17 protein-coding genes are annotated in these 16,824 nt (G+C 32.1%); 8 read left to right on the top strand and 9 right to left on the bottom strand.

The window, feature by feature from the left end; translation table 11 throughout:
- Positions 1 to 34: 34 nt before the first annotated feature.
- From murQ to KA830_RS02045, 3 genes are all read right to left on the bottom strand, one after another.
- On the bottom strand, positions 35 to 922 hold the full coding sequence (gene murQ, locus KA830_RS02035; RefSeq protein WP_046208486.1) for an N-acetylmuramic acid 6-phosphate etherase: 888 nt from the start codon (positions 920 to 922) through the stop codon (positions 35 to 37).
- Between the two features lie 6 nt (positions 923 to 928).
- On the bottom strand, positions 929 to 1,978 hold the full coding sequence (locus KA830_RS02040; RefSeq protein WP_064209357.1) for a MupG family TIM beta-alpha barrel fold protein: 1,050 nt from the start codon (positions 1,976 to 1,978) through the stop codon (positions 929 to 931).
- Between the two features lie 97 nt (positions 1,979 to 2,075).
- Complete coding sequence (locus KA830_RS02045) at positions 2,076 to 2,405, bottom strand: hypothetical protein (protein ID WP_046208484.1); 330 nt, start codon at positions 2,403 to 2,405, stop codon at positions 2,076 to 2,078.
- 116 nt (positions 2,406 to 2,521) lie between these two features.
- Here KA830_RS02045 and KA830_RS02050 point away from each other — a divergent pair, with 116 nt between their 5' ends.
- Positions 2,522 to 3,253 carry a CPBP family intramembrane glutamic endopeptidase gene (locus tag KA830_RS02050; RefSeq protein WP_210134064.1) on the top strand — a complete coding sequence of 244 codons (732 nt, stop codon included), beginning with the start codon at positions 2,522 to 2,524 and terminating at the stop codon, positions 3,251 to 3,253.
- A gap of 32 nt (positions 3,254 to 3,285) precedes the next feature.
- Here the strand turns inward: KA830_RS02050 and KA830_RS02055 are convergent, their stop codons facing one another.
- The gene (locus tag KA830_RS02055) at positions 3,286 to 3,978 is read right to left on the bottom strand and encodes a helix-turn-helix transcriptional regulator (RefSeq protein ID WP_046208482.1); all 693 of its coding nucleotides are present in this window, start codon (positions 3,976 to 3,978) and stop codon (positions 3,286 to 3,288) included.
- A gap of 473 nt (positions 3,979 to 4,451) precedes the next feature.
- Between KA830_RS02055 and KA830_RS02060 the strand changes: the two genes are divergently transcribed.
- From KA830_RS02060 to KA830_RS02090, 7 genes are all read left to right on the top strand, one after another.
- Complete coding sequence (locus KA830_RS02060) at positions 4,452 to 5,243, top strand: inositol monophosphatase family protein (RefSeq protein WP_070037580.1); 792 nt, start codon at positions 4,452 to 4,454, stop codon at positions 5,241 to 5,243.
- Positions 5,244 to 5,356: 113 nt separating this feature from the next.
- Complete coding sequence (locus KA830_RS02065; RefSeq protein WP_225792135.1) at positions 5,357 to 6,325, top strand: LCP family glycopolymer transferase; 969 nt, start codon at positions 5,357 to 5,359, stop codon at positions 6,323 to 6,325.
- A gap of 266 nt (positions 6,326 to 6,591) precedes the next feature.
- The gene (gene fdhF / locus KA830_RS02070) at positions 6,592 to 9,546 is read left to right on the top strand and encodes a formate dehydrogenase subunit alpha (protein ID WP_075100115.1); all 2,955 of its coding nucleotides are present in this window, start codon (positions 6,592 to 6,594) and stop codon (positions 9,544 to 9,546) included.
- A complete protein-coding gene (locus KA830_RS02075; RefSeq protein WP_019468329.1) occupies positions 9,546 to 10,013 on the top strand; it encodes a helical membrane plugin domain-containing protein in 468 nt (155 codons plus the stop codon). The genes fdhF and KA830_RS02075 overlap by 1 nt, the downstream gene beginning before the upstream one ends.
- Before the next feature lie 124 nt (positions 10,014 to 10,137).
- Entirely contained in the window at positions 10,138 to 10,422 is a 285-nt protein-coding gene (locus KA830_RS02080; protein WP_204180247.1) for a hypothetical protein, read from the top strand.
- 26 nt (positions 10,423 to 10,448) lie between these two features.
- Complete coding sequence (locus KA830_RS02085) at positions 10,449 to 11,225, top strand: N-acetylglucosaminidase (RefSeq protein ID WP_064209361.1); 777 nt, start codon at positions 10,449 to 10,451, stop codon at positions 11,223 to 11,225.
- A gap of 116 nt (positions 11,226 to 11,341) precedes the next feature.
- A complete protein-coding gene (locus KA830_RS02090; protein ID WP_046208477.1) occupies positions 11,342 to 12,466 on the top strand; it encodes an FAD-dependent monooxygenase in 1,125 nt (374 codons plus the stop codon).
- 391 nt (positions 12,467 to 12,857) lie between these two features.
- Here KA830_RS02090 and KA830_RS02095 read toward each other — a convergent pair whose 3' ends face one another.
- From KA830_RS02095 to KA830_RS02115, 5 genes are all read right to left on the bottom strand, one after another.
- Positions 12,858 to 13,814, bottom strand: coding sequence for a 2-hydroxyacid dehydrogenase family protein (locus tag KA830_RS02095; RefSeq protein WP_046208476.1), 957 nt, complete (start codon positions 13,812 to 13,814; stop codon positions 12,858 to 12,860).
- A 163-nt stretch (positions 13,815 to 13,977) separates the two neighbouring features.
- On the bottom strand, positions 13,978 to 14,295 hold the full coding sequence (locus tag KA830_RS02100; protein ID WP_046208475.1) for a DMT family transporter: 318 nt from the start codon (positions 14,293 to 14,295) through the stop codon (positions 13,978 to 13,980).
- Positions 14,295 to 14,615, bottom strand: coding sequence for a DMT family transporter (locus tag KA830_RS02105; protein WP_107365489.1), 321 nt, complete (start codon positions 14,613 to 14,615; stop codon positions 14,295 to 14,297). Before KA830_RS02105 ends, KA830_RS02100 begins: the two co-directional genes overlap by 1 nt.
- Positions 14,616 to 15,603: 988 nt before the next feature.
- Complete coding sequence (locus tag KA830_RS02110) at positions 15,604 to 16,071, bottom strand: CHAP domain-containing protein (protein ID WP_046208473.1); 468 nt, start codon at positions 16,069 to 16,071, stop codon at positions 15,604 to 15,606.
- A 314-nt stretch (positions 16,072 to 16,385) separates the two neighbouring features.
- The gene (locus KA830_RS02115) at positions 16,386 to 16,748 is read right to left on the bottom strand and encodes a DUF4870 domain-containing protein (RefSeq protein ID WP_046208472.1); all 363 of its coding nucleotides are present in this window, start codon (positions 16,746 to 16,748) and stop codon (positions 16,386 to 16,388) included.
- Positions 16,749 to 16,824 lie beyond the last annotated feature (76 nt).

A 16,824-nucleotide genomic window follows, 5' to 3' on the forward strand; every position in this document is an offset into this window, starting at 1 on the left:
CTCCTATATACATAAATTATTTTAAGTATTTGGTTTAATTTTTGATTGCTTGCTTAACGATGTGATTATTTTTTTCTAAACGCTGTTGTGCATCTGCTTTTGATGTATCACACATATGCATAACGATAGCAACTTTAAGGTTATGATCTGCAGCATGATATAGTTTTTCAGATTGTTGATAAGAAATGTCGCAGATATCTTGTATAATGCGTATGGAACGGTCAATTAATTTTTGATTTGTAGCTTTTACATCAACCATGAGGTTATCATAAACTTTACCGGCGCCAACCATTGTGATTGTTGAAATCATATTAAGCATTAATTTCTGAGCTGTTCCAGATTTTAATCTTGTAGAACCTGTTAAGACTTCAGGACCTACATTAACTTCAATTGCATTTTTAGCTATGCTACTTATTTTAGTGTTTGAATTGCATGAAATTGAAACAGTATGTGCACCAATGTGATTCGCATACTTTAATCCGCCGATAACATAAGGTGTATTACCACTAGCAGCAATACCGATTAAAACGTCTTTTTCATTAAGGTGAATATGATGTAAATCTTCTTCAGCCAAGGAGGTACTATCTTCAGCACCTTCAACAGCAACAGTCATGGCTCTTTGTCCTCCTGCAATTAATCCAATGACTTCATCTGGAGACGTATTGAATGTGGGCACACATTCAGCAGCATCAAGCACCCCCAACCTTCCACTTGTTCCAGCACCGATATAAATAATTCGACCACCAGCTCTAAATTGTTTTGTAGTGATTTCTATGACTTTAGTCAAGTCTGGTATGACTTTTCTAATTTGTTGTGGGACTTTTTGATCTTCATCATTCATTGTTTTAAGAATTTCTGTTATAGACATCTCATCTAAATGCATTGTCGCTTTATTTCTAGATTCAGTAGTTAAATCACTCATAAATTTCTACTCCCTTGTTTTTATAATAAATTTAAATGTATCATTGGGCTTCATACAACGAATCAATCTGCGCTCAGCTTCACAAATTTCACCTATAACATTAACGTGAGGATGCGCTGGTAAGTCAGTTTTCAAAAGTTGTAATTCTCCTTGATAACGTCCGTTCAGTTTATTATCGATGGTAACTGTACCAGTGTTTCGAACTGTTGTATTATAAGCATTAATTTCACTTGTACAATAGTGTCTAGCTTCTTGTGAGCGAATTACATCTTGCGGGTTGTCTGGTCGTACAGTGTGAGGTTGCTGTAATATCTTAGTTGCTTGGATATCTAATAAATCAATTGTGAGTGTGAAAGTTCTATGGCATAATACATTCATTAATTGTTCGTCTAGTGGTGCGCTAATTTTAGTATCACCAATCAAAATTTGTGTTGTCAGATGATCTAATAATAGCTGTGCACTTTCAATAGGGTGTTGTGCTCTCGTTGATTCTATGGTTGGTAAACCTTTAAAAAGGGGGCCACGTTTTGTAGTGCCTGGAATAAAACCGAAGATCGTTGCGTTTGGATTATACTTTAAAATTAGTGAGTTTTGAATATGAACAAATTCAGTTGTTAGACCTGTATCTGGCCGTGGATAATAGTTATGGCAATAGCATAAGTGTGTAAAATCATCTAGTTTTTCATAAAGCTGTTGAAGTAGTGATTCAGAAAGTATGCTGGCATTTAAGCAACAGTGAAAACCATGTTGGATAATGTCATTAATAATTTCTATAGAAGTACTGTGATCAATACGAATCATAAATTGCGCATGATGATATGATTGCAAGAATTCATAAAAAGATTGATCCAGCAATGAAGGATTGATATCAATCATATACGTAAGTTGTTCGTCTGATAAATAATTTAAAAGTTCTCCCAAATAGCGATATTTAGATGTTTCGTCTTCCTCTGGAATTTGTACAGATGTGAAAATGGTCGTATATCCCAAAGCAATCATTCGTCTAATATATGATTTATCAATGGGTTGTCCTAAATAAATAGAAAAGCCATGCATTGTTATCACTCCTATATTGCTGTAATCGATTTCATTTTACAACACATGAAAAAGTATTACAATTTTAATTTTAAAAAAATGTCATTTTGAAATATTATTACAAAAACGCTTGTAATAACTTTTGTGTTTCCAATAATTGATTTTGTAAGGTATCAAGGTACTTAATTGTATTTCCAATAGTGAGTTCTTCAATGGGGTTGGTGTCATGGGTTAAAAGGAATTGGTAATAATTATAATGGGGCAAAGAAAATCGTTGTAAGCTGATGTCTGAAAACACGATAAGTTCGTCTTTAATAAACTGTTGGATATCTTGTTTGTACTGTGCTTTCTTTTTATTTTGAGTAACGATAGCAAACTTATAAGTTTCAATTAAGTTTAATAGTTGGTTAATGCGTTGAGCGAGTTGATGAAATTCTAAATTATACATAAAATGCATCCTTTCTTAAAAAAATTTAAAATGATGAATATGATTTTCTGATTTTGTTAAGCATGGTAGGATATACACTATAAAATTAAAAATGAACTTAAAGGGGCTATTAAAAAATGGAAAAAACAAAATATCGTTTTAAAGATATTGTATGGAAAGACTTTTTCCTTATTGCGATTTTAATTGTAAGTATGATTGTTTTTACAGTGATTGGTATTTTATTTAGTTTTAATTTTGTAGATCATTTAACAGAAAAAATAGTGATCAAAATAAGTGTGGTTGTACAACTGCTATCATATGTAGTTACTGTGTTTAGCTTTTATTTTTTACATACCAAGGATTTTAAAATAAATTTGAAGAGAAATATAGCATTTATAAAGCAGCATTATTTATTTCTTATCATCGTGACGATTGTTATGATGGTTTGTAGTGGAATTTATAACATGGTGATGCAAATGTTACCCAATGGTATTGGGTTTAATGAAACTCAAAATGAATTAGAACTAATTAATTTATTTGATCAGCCGTCATTTTTACCGTTTACTTTTTTGTTAATTGTAATTGGTGCACCATTAGTGGAGGAAATATTTTTTAGACATTTACTGATAGGTGAATTAGGGAAGAAATTTAATGCTATTGTTATGGGGGTTATTTCAGCCATTCTATTTTCACTAATGCATGTGATGGGAGCAGAATCTCCATTAGAAATAGGAAGTTATTTAATTTTAGCGATTGCTATGGTCTATGCATACATCAAATCAGGTTTTAAACTCATTGCAAGTGTAAGTATTCATATGCTCAATAATTTAATCTCATTTGTTTTTACGCTAATTACGTTATATACATAATGGACAAGGTTGAAAAAATCCCACTGAGTTTTTTAGGACTCAGTGGGATTTAAAAATTGTTGATAGTTATTGATAGTAATATCTTGTGTTTTTATTTTTTTCTCAAATGAATATGAAATATCATGGATATCAACAATAGGTATTTCATTAGTTTTACCGAGACCAATTTCAAAAATAACTGCTTTCCATAATCCGTCTGTACATAATAAGCCTATAAAAATTACATTTTCAGTCATAATCTCATTATTTTTATTATACTCCATAGCCATCACATTTCTTTCGGTACAATAGATTAAGACTTCTGAAAAAATGGGCGGCAAGTCAACATGTGTTTGTTGATTGAATTTAATATATCGGTCTAGCTTTTTAAGCGCCCGTCTCATTTTCGTATAAGGTAAATTTAAACATTTTTTAATAATTGCGTTTATCTCTTCTTTATATGGAAGTGTAGTATATGATTGACTTTCATTCAATACTAAGAATAAAGCGGTGAGTTGTTTATCAGTTAATTCGAGCTCATAACTATTTGGCGTCTCTTGGAGTTGATAACCACCTAATTTTCCATGTTTTGCTAGAATTTTTACTCCCTGATCTTCTAAATCTTGAATATCTCTTAAAATTGTACGTTTCGATACATTTAAGTCTGTCGCGAGTTCTGAAGCGGTAATTTGCTTATTTTGTTGTATGGCTTGTACCAATTTATTTTGCCTTTCGCGTTTATTCATTAGAAAGTCACCTCCCAAATGATTACATATTACATTCATTATAGCATAAAAGTGACAATGACGACATTTATAAAGTTTTAAAAAAAGTTATAGAAAACGCTTACATTTTTTGGTTGTTTATGTTAGTATAATAATTAGTAACAAGGGGGTAGCGAAAAGATGACAAAGGGGTAGGCTATTACATATAGTTTTGTTAACATCTTTTTCGTACGAGTTACTAAGCAAACATCTTCAATATTTATTACTTACTTTCCTTTCTATAAGAGGCTGGGGCAATTAAATTGTCTCAGCCTCTTATCATTTTATTGAATATCATACTTATCAGTATAGAATAATGAAATCATTTATCGGACGATAGTGAATCGAATAGTTTGTTACCGTAATTATATTTATATGATAAAATAAAACAAATTATACATATGAAATAATTAAAATGAAAAAATTTAGTGATTCGCTTAAAGAGGAGGTCGCAAATGAATAAAGAAACATTATTAGATATAGATAATTTAGTTAGAGATTGGTTAACAACATTAGATGATATTATCCCACAATTAATAAAACAAATGGTTACTTCAACGAAAAAAAATCGATTTGATTTAGTGACTAATGTAGATAAATCTATTCAACAAAATTTTGAGCAATTTTTACAGCAACATTTTCCAAATCACCAACTTTTTGCGGAAGAAAAATCGAATGAAGGTATTCAAGCAAAAAAGGGTCATGTATGGGTCATGGATCCGATTGATGGTACTACAAATTTAGTTAAGCAACAGGAAGATTATTGCATTATATTAGGCTACTTTGTGGATGGTGAACCTACGTTGTCATACATTTATGATTATCCACACGGCAAGCTTTATAAAGCTATCAAGGGCCAAGGCGCATATATGAATGGTAAATTATTGCAACAGCCTGAAGATTTAAAATTAGAAGACGCGATTATTTCATTTAATACTTTGGTAATGAATGATGATACGATTCATGATTTAAATGATGCTTCATTTGGATATCGTTTCATTGGTTCATGTGGCTTAGATTCTGTGCGCGTAATTTTAGGACAATTTGGCGCACATGTAAATACAAATCCTAAACCATGGGATATCGCTGCACAGTTTTTATTCGCTGAAGAATTGGGATTGACAATGACGACGTTAAATAATTCAACTTTAGATTTTGCGAAAGCGGGACCATTTATTATAAGTAACAAAGCTTGTCATAAAGAAATGTTGACGATTCTAAATTCAGGATCTGGGTATCAAAAATAATTATTTTAAAATATTAATTATTTAACAATAGGTCTTAAGCACCATGTTCATTAAATAATTTTACTATATAATCTATAATTAATTGAAATAGAAAATCGAATATAGAATGGAGAATGAAAAAGGTGAATCGTTCTAACGAATATAATAAAAAGAAAATGGGGTTGCCCGCAAAAGTATTTTTGTGGTTTTTGGGTTTATTGTTAATTTTAGCAATTTTAGCCGTTGTGTATTTAGGTTTTAAAATATTTTCTGTCGGTGGTGCAATACATAATCCATTGGATAGGGATAAGTCATCTTTGAGGGAAAAAGAAGCCAACCTTAATAATGGAGATCCATTTACGATTGCTTTATTTGGTGTAGATTCAGATGCCAAAAGAGCTGCTAATGGCGGAGGACAGCGTAGTGATACGATTATGGTGTTGTCTATCAACCCAGAGAAGAAATCTACTGAAATTGTGAGCATACCTAGAGATACTCAAGCAGATATCGTAGGTAAAGGTACAACTGAAAAAATAAATCATGCATACGCGTATGGTGGTCCTGACATGGCAGTGAAATCAGTAGAAAAATTATTGAATGTGCCGATAGATCACTATGCAACGATAGACATGGATGGAATGAAAGATATGATAGATACTGTTGGAGGTATTGATGTCACTAGTAACGCTACCTTCTCATATGATGGATTCCAATTTAATGAAGGACAAAAGTCTCGAATGGATGGAAAAGAAGCAATGGCGTTTATAAGAAGTCGTAAAGAAGAAGGCGCTGGCGGCGACTTTGGTAGACAAGAACGTCAACAATTAGTTATACAAGGTCTTGCCAACAAATTGACAAGTATCAGTTCAGTTACGCATTTTAACTCGTTGATGAATCACGTTGAAGATAATGTAAAAACTGATTTGACTTTAGGTGAGTTGAACAAAGTTAGAGGTAATTATAAAGATGCAAATGATAATGTTCACCGCCATCAATTAGAAGGTCAAGGTGGCATACAAGATGATGGTCTATATTATTTTGTACCTAGCCAAAGTTCATTATCTGAAATAGAAAGCGATATAAAAGATAATTTAGGTATCTAATTTAATAAATACACGCAACCATTGTATTGGTTGCGTGTATTTTATTTTTGTCACTAAAATAATAATTTTCAGAGAGAATATTTAACACTATAAATTAAAACTTATATTAAACGGTTAAAAATCAGTGGAAAGCCTTAACATTTTATTGATTTACATATACAATATAAATAACATTACCAAAAAGTGTGGGGCTTTTAAGATGGAATGTTGTCAGACATCTTTGATTCATAAACACGGACTTTATAAAATTAATAGGGGTGAATAATATGCAAGAACATTTAATTATTACATTAGATGGCAAAGATTATCTTGTGGAACCCGGCACAAATTTACTACAATTTATTAAATCACAAGATACGTTTGTACCTTCTATATGTTATAACGAATCGCTTGGTCCAATTGAAACTTGTGATACGTGTACAGTAGAAATAGACGGTGTGATGCAACGTGCTTGTAGTACGACGATAGATAGACCAATGATTGTAAATACACAAAATGATAATGTACAAACAAGTCAAAAAGAAGCATTAGATCGTATTTTAGAAAAACACATGCTTTATTGTACAGTATGTGATTATAACAATGGTGATTGTGAGATTCATAATACAATGGATCAGTGGGGTCTCGAACATCAAACATATGAATATAAGGAAAAACCATATGAAAAAGACTATGGACCTTTCTATCGTTACGACCCAGACCAATGTATTCTTTGTGGAAGATGTGTGGAAGTGTGTCAAGACGTCCAAGTCAATGAAACTTTAACGATTGATTGGGAACGTCAACAACCACGCGTGATTTGGGATAATGATACAACAATTAACGATTCATCATGTGTTGGTTGTGGTCAATGTGCAACTGTATGTCCTTGTAACGCTATGTTAGAAGTAAACATGGAAGGAAACGCAGGCTATATGACAGATTTAGAGCCAGGTTCACTTGCTGCGATGATTGACTTAACTAAAAAAGCAGAACCAGGCTATGGCCCACTATTTGCAGTATCTGATTCTGAAGCGGCGATGCGTGAAGAACGCATCGAAAAAACTAAGACTGTATGTACATATTGCGGTGTTGGTTGTTCCTTTGACGTATGGACAAAAGGAAGAGAAGTATTGAAAGTTCAACCTCAACACGAATCTCCAGCCAACAAAATTGCAACTTGTGTGAAAGGTAAGTTTGGTTGGGATTACATTGATTCAGAGGAAAGATTAACTAAACCATTAGTACGTAAAAATAATCAATTCGAAGAAGTAGAGTGGGATGAAGCATTACAAGTAATTTCTGAAAACTTTAACAAAGTAAAAGCTTCTCACGGATCTGATGGTCTAGCATTTATTTCTTCTTCAAAAGCAACTAATGAAGAATCATATTTAATGCAAAAGCTTGCGAGACAAGTAATTGGTACGAATAATGTCGATAACTGTTCTCGTTACTGTCAAGCACCTGCGACAAAGGGATTATTTAGAACTGTAGGTCATGGTGGTGATTCGGGTTCAATCAATGATCTTGAAATTGCTGATATGGTTGTTTTAATAGGCACAAATACTGCTGAAGCACATCCAGTCATTGCTTCTCGCATTAAGCGTGGACATAAATTATATAACAACACATTAAATGTTTTTGATATTCGTAAACATGAAATGGCAGAAAGAGCTGACAACTTCTATCAACCTAAACCTGGTACTGACTTAGTTTGGTTATCAGCGGTGACAAAATATATTATAGATAATGACTTGCATGATAAAGCATTTGTAGATGAATGGGTAAATGGCTTCGATGAATATCATAAGTCTTTAGCACCATTTACGATGGAATTTGCCGAAGATACAACAGGTATTTCAAAAGAAGCACTCATAGATTTTGCACATCAAATGGTTAATGCTGAAACAGTGTCAATTGCGTGGGCTATGGGTGTCACACAACAAGATATTGGTAGTGACACGTCTACAGCAATTTCTAACTTATTATTAGCAACAGGCAATTATAGAAAACCAGGTACTGGTGCATATCCGCTTCGTGGTCACAACAACGTACAAGGATGTAGTGACATGGGTAGCATGCCTGATCAATTCCCTGGTTACCAAAAAGTAGCAGACGATGAAATTCGTGCAAAATTTGAAAGAGAATATGGTGAAACATTACCGAGTGTTCCTGGTAAAGATAATCACCAAATGATGGAAGGTATTCACGCAGGTGAAATTGACGCATTGTATTTATATGGTGAAGATACAGGTATTGTTGATTCAAATATCAACTATGTACAAGCTGCACTAGAAAAAGTTGGTTTTTTAGTCGTACAAGATGAGTTTTTCACTTTCACTGCTTCATATGCAGATGTAGTTTTACCAGCATGTCCTTCACTAGAGAAAACAGGTACATTTACGAATACTGAACGCCGTATCCAACGTTTATATCAAGCCCTTGAACCTAAAGGCGAATCTAAACCAGATTGGGTCATTATTCAAGATGTAGCTAGAACACTAGGTTATGATTGGAATTACACGCACCCAAGTCAAATTATGGACGAAATTGCTAAACTGACACCATCTTATTCGGGCGTGAACTATGACAGATTAGATGGTTATAATAGTTTACAATGGCCTGTGGCTGAAGATGGCACGGATCAACCAACATTGTATTTAGATGGATTTAACTTTGAAGATGGTAAAGCGAATTTCTATCCTTTAACTTTCGATAATTTCTTTAAAGTGAATGAAAAATATGATTTACATGTAAATAACGGTCGTTTATTAGAGCATTTCCATGAAGGAAACATGACTTATAAAGTACCAGGTCTTGCATATAAAGTCCCTCAACCATTCGTAGAAGTATCTCCAGAACTAGCACAAGAAAGAGATATTCATGAAGGGGCAGAAGTTAAGTTGATTTCAGATAGTGGTGAAGCTGAACTAATTGCACATGTCACTGATAGAGTAAAAGGCAAAGAAATTTATATTCCACTTAATAACAATGCAATGATAAATGGTGATCAAGGTGCGATTAACTTATTGACGAACAGTGATGTGGATAAAGATACAGACACACCTTCTTATAAGCGTACAAGTTGTCGTATGGAAGTTAAAACACGTAGAGGAAAATCACCATTAAACCCTACAAACTTCCGAGTAGATAAACAAAGACAACCACAATATAGCGTACGTGTTGAAGACAAATGGAAACGTGATGATTACACTTTCCCAGGAAGTCAGGTGAATAAATAATGGCTGAGAGAATAACGAAAATTAAGCGCATGCAAAAGTCTGAAGAACAAATCAAACAAGAAAGTTTAGCAGAAGTAACAGATGCAATTGCAGCAAATAAAGATAGTATCATGAAAGCTATTAACATTATTAGCACGTTGGACGATGCTAAGATACTAGATGCAGTATCAGGTATGGTCAATAGTCGAGGTGTTATCGCTAATAAATTCGCAGTTGAATTAAACAAAGAACAATACACAGGATTGATTACAAATATGGCATCACTTGTTTTCCTTTTAGGTGATTTGAATGTCAATGACTTGAGCATTATGTTAAATAAAGTAAATAAAGGATTAAGTGTTGCAAATCAAGCTAGTCCAAACCAAAAAACATCTATCACTGGCTTAATGAGTGTACTGAGAGATGACGAAATGAATCGTAGTTTAACTTATATGTTAAATATGCTCAGAGGCATGTCTAGATCATAAAATGAAGTGTATATATTGATGAAAAAAGCCCTTATTGTGAATTTTTATTCACATGAGGGCTTTTTTGCTATGATAAATGACATATTGAAAATTAAGTAAATATGATACAATTTCAATAAACAGAATGATTTACTTAGAATATGATTACAAGGAGTGGAGTCTTATCAATCCGAAATTAATTAAAATCATGGCTATTATTTCAAATGTATTTTTAGTCATTGGTATTATATTTTTAATCACTTTAAATATTGAGATGGCGATTACAATGTTTGTTGTTTCATTGGCAATTAGCTTAGTGATTTTCAACACATTGTTTAGAAATCGAAAAGGCATGCGTATTGCAATTAATGTTTCCTTTATAATTGTACTTATTGCGATTATTTTTGCCTATTTCACATTGACTCAATAAAATGCAATGCAGGGAGATTTTAAAATATGAACGAGCGTGTTAAGCAACGTATACCGTTGATATTATTAATATTAATTATTGTTATATTTGCTATTTTATTAATAATAAATGAAACATCTTTATTTGAAAAACAAAGAACACATACCTTTAATGAAGCGGTAGATAAGCAAGTAAGTTCAGACGCATTAAATATGAAAGAACAGGAAGGTAAATTCATTAAAGCTACTACTACAGATGTGAAAAAAGCAATGGAGGTTAATAGTGATCAAGATGATTTAAACCATATGGATATTTCTGAAAAGGTATCTATGTCTGAAGCTGAAATAAATAAAATTTTAAAAAATAAAGGTGTATTAAAAGGGAAAGGTAAAACTTTTCTAGAAGCACAAGATAAGTATGAGGTTAATGTTTTATATTTAGTGAGTCATGCCTTAGTTGAAACAGGTAATGGTAAATCGGAATTAGCTAAAGGCATTAAAGATAAAGGTGAAAGGTATTATAATTTTTTTGGTATAGGTGCATTTGATGAAAATGCTGTACATACTGGTAGTAGTTTTGCAAAGAAACAATCGTGGACATCACCTGAAAAAGCAATTATGGGTGGGGCCAAATTTGTAAGAAAAAATTACTTTGATAATAAACAAATCTCACTTTATCAAATGAGATGGAATCCTAAGACACCAGGTGAACATCAATATGCAAGCGATGTGGATTGGGATGATAATATCGCTTGGTTTATGAAACATTTTTATAAAAATTTAGGCATTAAAAAAGATGACATTAACAAAGATTATTACTTGTAGTTGGATTATAGAGTATTGCAATCGCAATTTTTACAAGCTTTATTTAAGTTTTGTTATGTTATGATACAAATGTGAATATAATATTAAAAGATTAGGGAAAGTTGGAGTGAATAAAGATGAAAATAGCCATCGTTGGTGCAGGTATAGGTGGTTTAACTGCAGCAGCTTTATTAATAGAGCAAGGTCATGATGTAAGTGTATTTGAAAAAGAGGATACAGTATCTGAATTAGGTGCTGGTATTGGCATTGGTGGTAATGTCATTGAGAAATTGAATGGTCATGATTTGGCAAAAGGACTTAAAAACATTGGACAAGTCATCGATATGATGGAAGTTCGAGATGATAAAGACAAACTATTATCAAAACTTAAGTTGAAAAAAAATACAGTTAATTTAACGATGTCACGTCAAAGTTTATTAGAAGTGATTAAATCATATGTACCGGATAGTGCAATTTTCACCAATCATAATGTGACAGGAATTGAAAATGGGGATTTGAAAGTAACCTTACAATTTTCCGAGCAAACTTCACAATCATTTGATTTATGTATCAGCGCTGATGGTATCCATTCAAACATAAGGCAAGCAATAGTGCCAAATAGTAAGCCAATTTATCAAGGATACGCAGTATTCAGAGGCTTAGTTGATGATATTGATTTAAAAGATAACAATGTTGCTAAAGAGTTTTGGTCTACAAAAGGTAGAGTGGGCATTGTACCATTATTAAATAACCAAGCTTATTGGTTTATTTCAATTTCTGCCAAAGCCCATGATTCTAAGGTTCATGCTTTTGCGAAGCCACATTTACAGGCAAGATTTAATCATTTTCCTAATGAAGTCAGACAAATATTAGATAAGCAAAGTGAAACAGATATATTATTACATGATATGTATGATTTAAACCCATTGAAATCGTTTGTTTATCAACGTGTTGTACTTCTAGGTGATGCTGCACATGCAATGACGCCAAACATGGGGCAAGGTGCTGGCCAAGCGATGGAAGATGCTATTGTTTTAGCGAATTGTATGCAATCATATGATTTTGATTTAGCCTTAGAACGCTATAATAAATTGCGTGTAAAACATACAAAAAAAATAGTGAAACGTTCTAGAAAAATAGGAAAAACTGCTCAAAGAACAAATAAATTCGTCGTGAAAGCGAGAAATAAAATTGCTAAAATTTTACCTGATCGATTACTTTCAAATCAGACAAAATTTATTTATAAGTCGAAAGCAAAGTAAAACATATACATTGGCCAAAGCCTCAACATCACAAAACGTGTAAATGTAATTCGGAAAAATTATATTTACACGCTTTTTAATATCAAAATGTACTATTATTAGATAACTTTTCTAAGGTAATAATCTAGTTTGTTATTTTTAGTGATTCAATTATGTCAGCTAGAACGATCCGCTAACATAAAAATATTTTAAATTTTTATTGAATCATCAACTTTGCTAATAGAAAAAACACTTTCGTACTGTTCATTTTAAATGAATTCTACGAAAGTGTTTTTATTTTAATCCCATTGATATAGGGCAATTTATATTTGATTTAATAAAAATTGATGTTTAAACATGAGTTAAAAATAAGTGATGTCGCTGCATTGTTATTTTGTTAAATTATCAATGATTAATTAACGACAAATTTAGGTTCATCACCATTAAGTTTACTTATTGTGTCATTTGCTACAATTTTTGACATCATATCACGTGATTCAAACGTAGCATTACCAATGTGTGGCGTAATGACAACATTCTCTAATGATTTCAGTTCATCATTAATTTCAGGTTCAAATTCAAACACATCTAATGCTGCACCTTCGATGTCTTTATTTTTTAATGCTTCTACTAGAGAGGCTTCATTTACGATAGGGCCTCGAGCTGCATTAATAAGATAACTTGTTGGTTTCATTGACTTGAATTGTTCTGTGTCAAAGAGATGGTGTAAATCTGGATTATATGCAGCATTAATTGTAATGAAATCTGAGTGCTGTATGAGTGTGTCAAAATCAACATATTTAGCACCAATTTCACGTTCTTTATCAACTTTTTGATGAGGACCTGTGTATAGTACATTCATATCAAATGCTTTGGCACGTTTTGCCACTGCACTTCCAATTTCTCCTAAACCAATAATACCTATTGTTTTACCAGAAACTTCTCTACCACGGAAGAATAATGGTGCCCATCCGTCAAATCCAGTTGTACGACATAATTTATCGCCTTCAGGGATGCGTCTTGCAACTGCCAATACAAGTGCGAAAGTTAATTCGGCAGTAGAGTTTGTTGATGCTTTTGGTGTATTGGTTACATCAATTTGCTTTTGACGTGCATGTTTAATGTCTACATTATTGAAACCAGCACCATAGTTTGTGATGATTTTTAAGTTTGAGCCTGCATCAATCACATCTTTATCAACATTAGTAGATAGAAGACTGATTAAAGCGTCGGCATCTTTAACACCTTGAATCAATGTTTCTTTATCAATAATTCCTTTACCTTCATACATATCAACTTCATAACCTTGTTCTTTTAGCAAGTTATACCCTACTTCTGGTATTGGGCCTGCAATAAATACTTTTACCATATATAATCACTTCCTTTACTTAAAGTATAGTAAATTTCATATAAGTAAACAAACTTTTACATTGCTCTCAATTCAAACAAAGTAAATATCACTTGTGATTATCATTGTAGCGTTATATAAGCATTTTATTTTAGTAGATACTGTACTAAATTTAAAAGTTACGTTAACCAACGATTTTCAAACCAACAATTGCTAAAACAATGACAACAATAAAGAAAATACGCTTGATATTTTTAGATTCATTATAGATAAGCATGCCAGCTAGCGTGCCTCCACCTGTACCTATACCGCTCCATACTGCATAAGCCGTTCCCATAGGTATGCCCATTGTCATTGCTAGTTTAAGTGTGCTAAAACTACAAATAAAGGCAACTGCTAAAAGCACTACGAACAGTTTCTTTTTAGTACGAGCAATTTCATTTAGAATAATGACACCAACAACTTCTAATAAACCTGCCATAAATAGTATCATCCATGCCATTATTGTTCAGCCTCCTCTGTAGTTAATTTAAGACCGATAATTCCTATAACAAGTAAGATAACTAATGCTATTTTCATAATGTTAAAATGATCACCGAAAAATATCATATCAACCAGTACTGTTCCAATAGCACCAATACCTACAAATACAGCATAAACAGTACCAACAGGTAATGACTTACAAGCTGAAATGACTAAATAGAAACTCAAAATTAAGATAATAATCGTACCGGTCCAACTCAAAAATGAATCAGCAGAGTTTAACCCAGTAACCCATAATATTTCTATAATCCCTGCCAAGATAACTTTAAACCACTGCATTTGCTTTAACCTCCTTTTTACATGAAACGCTACTATTTTCTCAAACTTTTAATTAGCCTACAATATGTAAGCGTTAATTCAATATAAAAGGGTCTGGTATATACAGTACTTTGACAAGTGAAAAGTCAATTTTTATTGAAATCATATAGAAATTGCCTTTTTAAATATGGTTTTAGTTATAATTAGCTCATTGAGTCGCTACTTTTCTTTTATTAAATACCATTAATATAAAGAAATAATGATTATAATAGGACAATTGTTTTAGGATTTACTCTAAAATAATTTATTGGTTTATAAAAAGGCGGTTGATTTTGTGAGAGTCACTTCATTCAGCTACGATCATTAAGCAATTTTTCTATTTTACGACTAGAGAATGATATTATGTGTACATATATATAGTGATTTTTAACCTCTTGTTAGTATGATATTGCACCACAAGATGTTTAAATGCATCGAATACATTTCCAGGGATTGTTTTATCGATTTCAATCATTAATATGTTGTGACATATCATTTGTGAGAAAATGAACTGAAGTTTCCATTGGTAGTGTTTGTAGAGTCAAGTTATAATCTTATACATATATCGCTCGTTAATTTAATAGTGGCTATTAATTGATACGTATAAATCTTATTTTTTGAATGACAAAATATAAGTTGTATCGATTTTGTTATGTACTAACGCCCGTGGGAATCCATATGAGTGAGAGACGACAGGCTCGCACAATCCCCCTAGTCAACTACGCACAGTCAAAATCGTAAAATTTTAAATATAAAGAGGACCAATCCATATTAAGGATTGGTCCTCTTATTTTAAGAATGGGGATTTATGTCCCAGACGCTTATATAAGTTACAACTTGTTATTAAAAACAGATTGTTATTGGCATTTTTAATATAAATAACTGTATTTATCATACGCATAAAATCATGATATAAGTATAAGACCTTATGTTTTGTATGACTCCCAATCGTGATGACTTAATGACAATATTAGTTTAAGTGAATATAGTTATATGAACTAGCTTCACCAGCTGAAATTGTACGTTCACTTACTGAGAATGGTCCACCATTATAGTTCATTTCAGAAACATTAACCGAACCATCACTGTTTACATTTTCAACATATGCTACATGGCCCATGCTACCTTCACTAGATTGTAAGATAGAACCTGCTTCTGGAGAATTATTAACTGTATATCCTGCTGAAGATGCTGCAGATGCCCAATTATTTGCATTTCCCCATGTAGAGCCGATTTGACCACCTGTTTTATCAAATACATACCATGTACATTGTCCAGCAGTGTACAAGTTTGCACTTGATCCTGATGTAGCTTGAGTAGTGTTTTGGTTAGCTTGAGTAGATTGTTCAGCTGCGTTTGCTTCATTTCCGTGATCTAAACCTACAATTGCTGCGCCGATACCTGCTGTTAATGTTGTTGCTGTTACTATTTTTTTCATAATAAAAAAGTCCTCCCAAAATTTAATTCATCTATTATTTTAATAAAATTTATTTTTATAATTACTGCGTTAGTTTCAACGACAATTTATACAATAACAGAAGATTATCACTTTGTGTGGAATGTTACGTATTTGTAAAACAATTAAAAAGACCTCACATATTGTTGTAATAAACAACACGTGAGGTTACAAAAGCAAATATTGTTGTAATATAGTATAAATTGCACAAGTATAAGGTTTAACACGATTATCAACACATATACTAAATTTGTATATTACAGAAGGTGTAAAGAATCACAAAATTTTGATATAAATTATTTGAAAAATCTAATAGATAACGGAGGTAAATAATCTTCGCCATTATATGCTTTTACGGCTGCTACTATTGTAAAAATAAAATTTAAAATTGCGAAAATAGGAAATAAAATAAAGCCTATGAGAATAAACATCAAAATAGTTGAAACGGTTAGCCAGATAACATATGAAATTAGAAAATTAAAATAGTTTTTACCAGCTCTATCAACAAATGCAGAATCTTCACGTTTAATAAGCCAAATGACTAGTGGCGCTAAAAATGTAGTGAAAAAACTAAGCACATAAATTAATGTAGCCATCAATCTTGCATCACTATTAGGTTCTTGATTTAATACTTCACGATTTGCGTAATCTTCAGTCATTATTATTCCTCCTTTTAATTTACTATTACTATAACAAAACCCAAAATGAGTTGTACATTATTTGAAAAATTTTATA

Source organism: Staphylococcus sp. GDY8P119P, from assembly GCF_017892075.1.
In the GTDB taxonomy this organism is placed as follows: domain Bacteria; phylum Bacillota; class Bacilli; order Staphylococcales; family Staphylococcaceae; genus Staphylococcus; species Staphylococcus ureilyticus.

Bases quoted from the DNA above. Each gene is read 5' to 3' on its own strand.
- KA830_RS02040 (WP_064209357.1), bottom strand. From the start codon at position 1,978: ATGCATGGCTTTTCTATTTATTTAGGACAACCCATTGATAAATCATAT.
- KA830_RS02100 (WP_046208475.1), bottom strand. From the start codon at position 14,295: ATGGCATGGATGATACTATTTATGGCAGGTTTATTAGAAGTTGTTGGT.
- KA830_RS02080 (WP_204180247.1), top strand. From the start codon at position 10,138: ATGATTTACTTAGAATATGATTACAAGGAGTGGAGTCTTATCAATCCG.
- KA830_RS02095 (WP_046208476.1), bottom strand. From the start codon at position 13,814: ATGGTAAAAGTATTTATTGCAGGCCCAATACCAGAAGTAGGGTATAAC.
- fdhF (WP_075100115.1), top strand. From the start codon at position 6,592: ATGCAAGAACATTTAATTATTACATTAGATGGCAAAGATTATCTTGTG.
- KA830_RS02085 (WP_064209361.1), top strand. From the start codon at position 10,449: ATGAACGAGCGTGTTAAGCAACGTATACCGTTGATATTATTAATATTA.
- KA830_RS02065 (WP_225792135.1), top strand. From the start codon at position 5,357: ATGAAAAAGGTGAATCGTTCTAACGAATATAATAAAAAGAAAATGGGG.
- KA830_RS02105 (WP_107365489.1), bottom strand. From the start codon at position 14,615: ATGCAGTGGTTTAAAGTTATCTTGGCAGGGATTATAGAAATATTATGG.
- KA830_RS02075 (WP_019468329.1), top strand. From the start codon at position 9,546: ATGGCTGAGAGAATAACGAAAATTAAGCGCATGCAAAAGTCTGAAGAA.
- KA830_RS02110 (WP_046208473.1), bottom strand. From the start codon at position 16,071: ATGAAAAAAATAGTAACAGCAACAACATTAACAGCAGGTATCGGCGCA.
- KA830_RS02050 (WP_210134064.1), top strand. From the start codon at position 2,522: ATGGAAAAAACAAAATATCGTTTTAAAGATATTGTATGGAAAGACTTT.
- KA830_RS02045 (WP_046208484.1), bottom strand. From the start codon at position 2,405: ATGTATAATTTAGAATTTCATCAACTCGCTCAACGCATTAACCAACTA.
- KA830_RS02060 (WP_070037580.1), top strand. From the start codon at position 4,452: ATGAATAAAGAAACATTATTAGATATAGATAATTTAGTTAGAGATTGG.
- KA830_RS02115 (WP_046208472.1), bottom strand. From the start codon at position 16,748: ATGACTGAAGATTACGCAAATCGTGAAGTATTAAATCAAGAACCTAAT.
- KA830_RS02090 (WP_046208477.1), top strand. From the start codon at position 11,342: ATGAAAATAGCCATCGTTGGTGCAGGTATAGGTGGTTTAACTGCAGCA.
- KA830_RS02055 (WP_046208482.1), bottom strand. From the start codon at position 3,978: ATGAATAAACGCGAAAGGCAAAATAAATTGGTACAAGCCATACAACAA.
- murQ (WP_046208486.1), bottom strand. From the start codon at position 922: ATGAGTGATTTAACTACTGAATCTAGAAATAAAGCGACAATGCATTTA.